This is a genomic window from Pseudomonas sp. 05T35 (genome assembly GCF_056396605.1).
This window is the reverse complement of sequence record NZ_JBFTLU010000244.1, coordinates 1-6,552: the sequence shown is the minus strand read 5'-3', so window position 1 is coordinate 6,552 and position 6,552 is coordinate 1. Positions and strand designations below refer to the sequence as shown.

The 6,552-nt window shown below is 56.1% G+C and carries 6 protein-coding genes and 1 pseudogene; all 7 read right to left on the bottom strand.

Features of this window, described 5'->3' with window-relative positions:
• On the bottom strand, positions 1-1,549 hold a 1,549-nt coding region (locus AC1DH9_RS18445), incomplete at its 3' end, for an L-tyrosine/L-tryptophan isonitrile synthase family protein (protein WP_477808547.1).
• Between the two features lie 29 nt (positions 1,550-1,578).
• Positions 1,579-2,295, bottom strand: coding sequence for an HAD family hydrolase (locus AC1DH9_RS18440; protein WP_427543826.1), 717 nt, complete (start codon positions 2,293-2,295; stop codon positions 1,579-1,581).
• Entirely contained in the window at positions 2,295-3,290 is a 996-nt protein-coding gene (locus AC1DH9_RS18435; RefSeq protein WP_427543773.1) for an L-tyrosine/L-tryptophan isonitrile synthase family protein, read from the bottom strand. The genes AC1DH9_RS18440 and AC1DH9_RS18435 overlap by 1 nt, the downstream gene beginning before the upstream one ends.
• A 187-nt stretch (positions 3,291-3,477) precedes the next feature.
• Entirely contained in the window at positions 3,478-3,945 is a 468-nt protein-coding gene (locus tag AC1DH9_RS18430; RefSeq protein ID WP_477808546.1) for a GNAT family N-acetyltransferase, read from the bottom strand.
• 1,002 nt (positions 3,946-4,947) lie between these two features.
• Positions 4,948-5,052, bottom strand: a pseudogene (locus AC1DH9_RS18425) (GNAT family N-acetyltransferase); the annotation flags it as partial.
• A gap of 244 nt (positions 5,053-5,296) precedes the next feature.
• Complete coding sequence (locus AC1DH9_RS18420) at positions 5,297-5,542, bottom strand: hypothetical protein (RefSeq protein ID WP_427543781.1); 246 nt, start codon at positions 5,540-5,542, stop codon at positions 5,297-5,299.
• A gap of 78 nt (positions 5,543-5,620) precedes the next feature.
• Positions 5,621-6,169 (bottom strand): cupin domain-containing protein, encoded by a 549-nt coding sequence (locus AC1DH9_RS18415; RefSeq protein ID WP_427543784.1) that lies wholly within the window; start codon positions 6,167-6,169, stop codon positions 5,621-5,623.
• Positions 6,170-6,552 lie beyond the last annotated feature (383 nt).

Genomic DNA, 6,552 nt, shown 5'->3' with positions numbered 1-6,552 from the left:
GGGTCTGCAATGTCGAGTCGGTGCCCTCTTGGTAACGCAGGATGAGTTCGCCGCTACGGGGGTGRTGRTCCACCAGGCTGTACATGCGCGGCGARCCGCCGAAGTARGTCATYTTGGTGTAGTAGGTGATGTTCACTGCCTGCCATTGTCGGGCGACGTGCTGCCCGACTTTTCGCAGCACGTTTCGGCTGTCGACGATGGTGGTCTGGCCCTCGCCCGGCTGCGGCGCTGTCTTGCAATACAGCATGAATTTGCTGGCGCAGAATTTCGGATTGCGCTGAACCTGTGGGTCGCTGTCGGGCAGCATGTTCAGGTCCCAGTGCAACGGCGTTTTTTCCAGCGAGTGCACCACGCCTTGGGGTTTGTCCGCGGGCTTGACCACATGCACGGCACCGAAGGCCCACTCGTACAGCGTGCCAAAACGTTCGCAGCTGCGAGCAAAACTGTCCTGGTCGTCGAAGCGACAACCCTTGAGACAGACGAAACCAAAGGTTTCCACCAGTGCCTCGAGCAGGCCGGTGGACAGTCGCTCGAACCCCAGCCCCAGCGGGTCTCGCACCACCAGGCCAAATAGCGGAAGCTTTTGCAGTTCGTATTCGAAGCCTTGGGCCTGCGGGTTTTCTGTTTGGTGGTAGAGCCATGGCCGCCCCTGCCAGGTGACCAGCACATGGTGGTCGAGGTCGACCTGGGCCCGTGCGCGAAGACGCTGGCTACCATCGATGTTGCACACCGGCACGGCATGCCAGGGGCTGTCGACACGGGTCAGCCCTTCAGCCAACCCAACGGTGAATTTGGGTCCGGCATTGCTGTACTGATGGACCGACAATCGAATGTCATCGCCGAAGAAACGATCCACTGCCGCATTCAAGGCCTGCCCGCGAAACATCATTTGGTAGGCTTTGAAGTTGATTTGCTGCAGGTACTCGTCCTCGCTCTGCCCGTCTTCACGGCACAGGCGCAGGTCGTTGTACAAATGACTGCAGAGGTTGTCATGGGCCTGGCTGAGGGATTCATCGTGCCGGCTCTGCTCGATCAGCTCTCCAAGGTTTTTCCAGGGTAGACGGGCCTGCTTGACCAGGCTGGCGCGGACCGACTCGGCACTTTGGGCCTGCGGGAACAGGTCTTCCATGCTGACCCACTGAATCGTATGGGTGGTGCACAGTTCACGCAAAGCCCGGTTGTAGGCTGCGCGAACGTCGTCGGCCACCCCAACGATGTCATTGAACGTCGTCCCGTCACTGAGGATCGACACCACACAGCCCGGTGCGTGCAATGCGGCGATGGCTTGGCCGAGCTGGTCGAGGCGTTCGATGGCCATCACCTCACCATAATCCGGCAGCACGCCGAAGGTCTGGTCACTGGCATTGGGCGACTTGCAGGGAAAACCTGGCAGTACCAGACGTACCGGCAGGTTTTGATCAAAGTACTGCCCCAGGCTGCGCGCCAGATGCGCCCGGCCTTGTGTTTCGAAACTATCATCCGTGCCTTTGAGCAGATAACCAGACAGCAAATCGCTGACGGCAGCGATCCAGGCATCTCTATGTTCCATAGAACAACTTCCTTGAGGGTTTGTGTGTATCAATAGGATTTGACGGTATCGCCATGCTCGGTGAGCACATGCGCTGTCCCGCAGACTTGCTGCAGAATGCGTAACAACCCGGACGGTTGCTCACAGCAGAAGTTCGGGACCTGGGCCTGCAACGTCTGAGTCAGGCCATACCCCCAGGTGACTGCTGCCGAGTACATGCCTGCAGCACGGGCGGTTTTCAGGTCGATCTCTGTGTCACCGACGAACAAGCAGCGTTGCGGATCAACCGACAACCGCCGCGCGGCTTCCCACGCCACATCCGGCTGAGGTTTGAGTGACCTGCCCGCGCGATGCCCAAGAATCGGCCCGAAAGTATTCTGCGGCAGCAATGTTCTGGAAACCTGCAAGGCCATTTCCTCGGCCTTGTTGGTCACGATAGCCAGCGGCAGCTGTAACTGGCGGCAGCCTTCGAGCAATTCCAGTACACCGCTGAATGGCCGGGAAAATTGAACCAGGTTGTGCTGATACAGCGTCACGTAGCGCTGGTGCAGGGCGATTGCATCAGCGATACCAAACTGCGCGGCAACCCGCTCAATCATCGCCGTGGTCCCGCCGCCGATATACCCCCGCACCGTTTCCGCAGTCAGCGTCGGGTAACCGTGTTCGAGTAACACCTGGTTCAGACACCAGGTGATGTCCGGCAAGGTGTCGACCAAGGTTCCATCCAAATCGAAGAGTACGGCTTCGACCCGCAACCGGGACGCCATCATTGAGCACTGGCGTAGTGACAAGGACGCCCCTTGCGGAACACCAGACGGTGGTAGCGCTCATCGACATTACTGCGTTTTTCGAGGGTGACCACACCCCGTCGCTTGATGGCTACCGAATGCCAGGGAGTGCGCCACAGGTCACTGGTGGGCACCAGCCGGATACCGATCTTCGTCGACACCGCCAGTTGCGGGTGAATCGACAGGCGCAGGCAATGCGGGTAGCGCGCCAGTAACAGGGCGCTCCAGGCCTCACTGCGCTGAATCACCCGCTGGGAGGCCGGTTTGGCGACCTTCTTCACCGCATTCAGGCTCATGCCGGCGAATACCTTGAGCCCCGAATAATCCTCGGACAGAAAGCGATGGATACCGCAGTACATCAACATCATGTGCGGTTCATCCTTGAAGCGCTGCTGCAACAGGATCAATGACTGACCGTGCTCGATCATCATCTCCTCACGCATGGCGTCCAGGCAATCAAGCTGAGGATAGGCATCCCTGAGGTCGAAATGGGCGAACGTACCGGGATAGTGCTGTTCGGCGTAGTCCTGGATAGCGTCGGTGTAAGCCTTGACGTCAGAATCGGGAACATGCACCAGGTCAGAGAACACATAGCCATCGGAGCAGATATGAATCAGCGCGCCCGGTGCATAGATCTCCCGGATCTCTTCACACAGGCGGTGTAACTCGTCGATTGCATGGTGTTCAGCAAGATCAGGGAGATGGCTCAGGGTTTTCTTGCGGCTGGGCGATTTGCCGGGAAAGGCTGGCAAGACCATTTCGACCTTGCGACCGCTCTCGACCGCCTGCATTACCTTCGCCAGATGGGGTTCCAGCACCTGCAACGTAAGCTCATGATCTTGTTCCGGGGCAAGACTGCGACGCCGAAACAGACATTCGAGGATTTGCTGGGCAATGTTCATGTGCGGGGTGTTCTGATGCGCACGCACCAGCTGACCGCCCGCCGGTTGGGCAACGGTATTTGAACCTTGCATAGACAATCCTTTGTGTGGTGAATAACGGCTATCTTTTGGCCGTCAGCAGATATGCCTTACCTGCGGGCGGCTAAATTCCTACAAGTCGTAAGAGTTTGTCAATCGTGGCCATCTGGAATATTAAGTCCCGCACGAGCCCCCGCCCCCCGGGGTCTGCAGCCAGTTAAGCAACTAACCCCCGCCTGCCCTACAAAAGCCCTTTCACCATCGGTACACACGCCAATTGAAGCCCGGAAGGTGAATAGTAAATAGCAGGTTCGTTACCCACGTAACCGCATCGCCGGTAAAAATCAGCAGCGTTCAGCGTGGCGTCCAGATTGACTTCTTTCAGGCCTAAGTTCCGTGCCAAGCATTCCAGGTGGTTCAGGACTTTCATGCCGATGCCTTGTTGCATAAAACCCKGAAGCACAAAGATCGCGCCGATTTCGCCGCTCTCCAGATCAAGCATTCCCGTCGCCACTGGTTCTCCTTGAATACAGCCCAGATAAAAGTGTTTTTCCATCAGGTCGCTGTACCCGTCCTCGGCTGATCCTGCCGTCCAGGCCAGCATTTGCTCCGCGGTATAAACGCCGATGCATTGATGCCGTATCGCTTGAAGGCGAATGTCGAAGGCTGTTTGGGAATCGCTTGGTGTGGCGCGTCTGATCTCGAACATTTCGTTCTCCGTTAGCCATCGGTGGACGGAGAACTAAAAAGCCCCGTCCATTTCTGGCGGGGCCTTGGGTAATGACGTCAAATCCTACGAACGCATGACCTCACGGCCCGCCAGAGGCGGTCATGGAGGAGCACATCATGTTCATGCGGMGTGTGTAGGTCATGGGGCGATAGTGTTTGGGGTGATCCGGCGTGTCAATCTTGGAGCAGCGTTACAAAACATCCGCGTCCGGCTGTTTGAAAACGTTCAGGTTCGAAAGCAACCACCCAGGCTAATGCCTGTCGGTTAAGTGTTGGCTGCCTCAAAAGATCGCAGCCTGCAGCAGCTCCTACGAATTTGTGTACTGCTTCGACTGGTCGGCGTAGATACCGTCCGAGCAAGCGCAAGTGACGCCGCTACGCTGGGACAGTTTGTAGCTTTCGCGTACTAATTTGAGAGGCGGCGTTCCATGTACCTATGCCCTCGTATTCCGCCTTGGAACTTTCCTATAAAATGATGTCAATGTGATAGCGCGCCACAACACCCAATCATCTTGGACCAACCAGCACCAGGCTGTTCCCTGGTAAATCATGGAAGTGTGTAATGAGACTAATCCTCGCCGTGTTGTTGATGTTCAGCAGCTACGTTTACGCCAGTTGCGACAACATCAGCAATGATGACCAGCGTAACTATTGCAAGGCTCGTGAGGGACGAGGCGGCTGYCAAAAYATCAAAGAYGACGACCTGCGCAATGCCTGCAAAGSRGAAACAGAAGGTACTGGCGATTGTGGRAACATCCGCRAYGATGACCAGCGCAACTATTGCAAGGCCAAGCAGGGCTGGGGGGGTTGCCAAAATATCAAAGACGACGGCCTGCGCAATCAGTGCAAAGCACTGGAGCACTAGTTGAAAACGCACTGACAGGGCTACAAGAATGCCGTCGACGTATCGCCTGATGCCAGTCGGTTAAGCCCTGTAAAATAAAAAGGTGACGGATCTATTTACTTAAATAGATCCGTCACCTTTTTCGTTCGTATAGGCGCCGATGCACTGGTGCCGTATCGCTTGAAGGCGAATGTCGAAGGCTGTTTGGGAATCGCTTGGCGTGGCGCGTCTGATCTCGAACATTTCATTCTCCGTTAGCCATCGGTGGACGGAGAACTAAAAAGCCCCGTCCATTTCTGGCGGGGCCTTGGGTTATTACGTCAAATCCTACGAACGCATGACCTCACGGCCCGCCAGAGGCGGTCATGGAGGAGCACATCATGTTTATGCGGCGTGTGTAGGTCATGGGGTGATAGTGTTTTGGATGATCCGGATTGTCAATTGGAGCGAAATGATGACGGGCTTAAACGCATAGCGATGGACTGATCTAAGAACCAAATATCTTGGATCGTGCGGACAGCCATCCAACCCAACAGTCTTCTGCCACTATGTCTGCGTACCCACGCTTTTCTTCCATTTCAATTGCGGAGCTTACCGGGACTGCAATACATGCTGCTTGATCTCTGATCGTAAGTACTTCCGATTCAGTCAACGGAGAGCCTTTTGTTTTTTCGGCATTAGTGAGAAGAGCTACTAATGCTGGAACAAAGACAAGGCAAAGCCGATCGTTCATTTTTTGAATCCAGCGTCAGGTAAAGGTGCAGGTTTTCGCACACTCGGGACCGAAGCAGCCCTCAAGCCGCCTTTCCCATCAGAAGTTCGCCGGGGTGTTGGCACTGATGATTTCAGCCTCATCCGCCCCAATATTCCGAAACCGATGCGGCAGCGTCGTCGGGAAGTAATACCCGTCGCCAGCGTTGAGCACACTGACCTGCCCATCAACCGTCAGCTCAACCGTGCCACGCGTAACGAGCCCACACTCCTCCCCTTCCACATGCACAATCGGCTCTTCGCCAGAACTGGCACCCGGTGCGTATTGCTCGCGCAACAGACGCATCTGCCGACTCGGCACCGAAGCGCCGATCAGCAAAAGACGCAGGCCATCACGGCCCAGGTCGGGCTGCTCGTTGGCGCGGAAGACGTATTTGTGCTCTTGGGGCGGCTGATCGAAGGTGAAGAAGTCCGCCAAAGACATGGGAATGCTTTCGAGGAGCTTTTTCAGGGAACTGACAGAAGGACTGACTCGATTCTGTTCGATCAGGGAGATGGTGGCATTGGTGACGCCGCTACGCCGGGCCAGCTCGCGCTGGGACAGTTTGTAGCTTTCGCGTACTAATTTGAGTCGAGAACCCGTATCCATGACAGCCTTATGTGAGAACGACTTAGGCTCTGTACGAAAACTGCCTGCGCGACGATCATGCTGCGTTAAAAACAGGCTCGCAATGCTCATGTAGGTCCCTACATTCCGCTTGCTCGCCTGTTTTTGCCTTGCCTGATCGCCGCTCGGCGAGTTTACGTACAGACCCTCGGGTAATGGGGGTGGATGGCGGGCGACTTTTGGCCGCGAAGAACACCGCTTCCCTGTCCCTGAACCGTGAAAGTCGGGTATTAAATCACGTTTGCTGGTGTTGCTCAGCAGGTTCGATAAATGGTTGGGTAAAAAGGCTGTTGAGCCTGATCTCACTCAGTTTAGATGGGCAAATTGTGGGAGCGAGCCTGCTCGCGATGGCGGTGTGTCAGGCG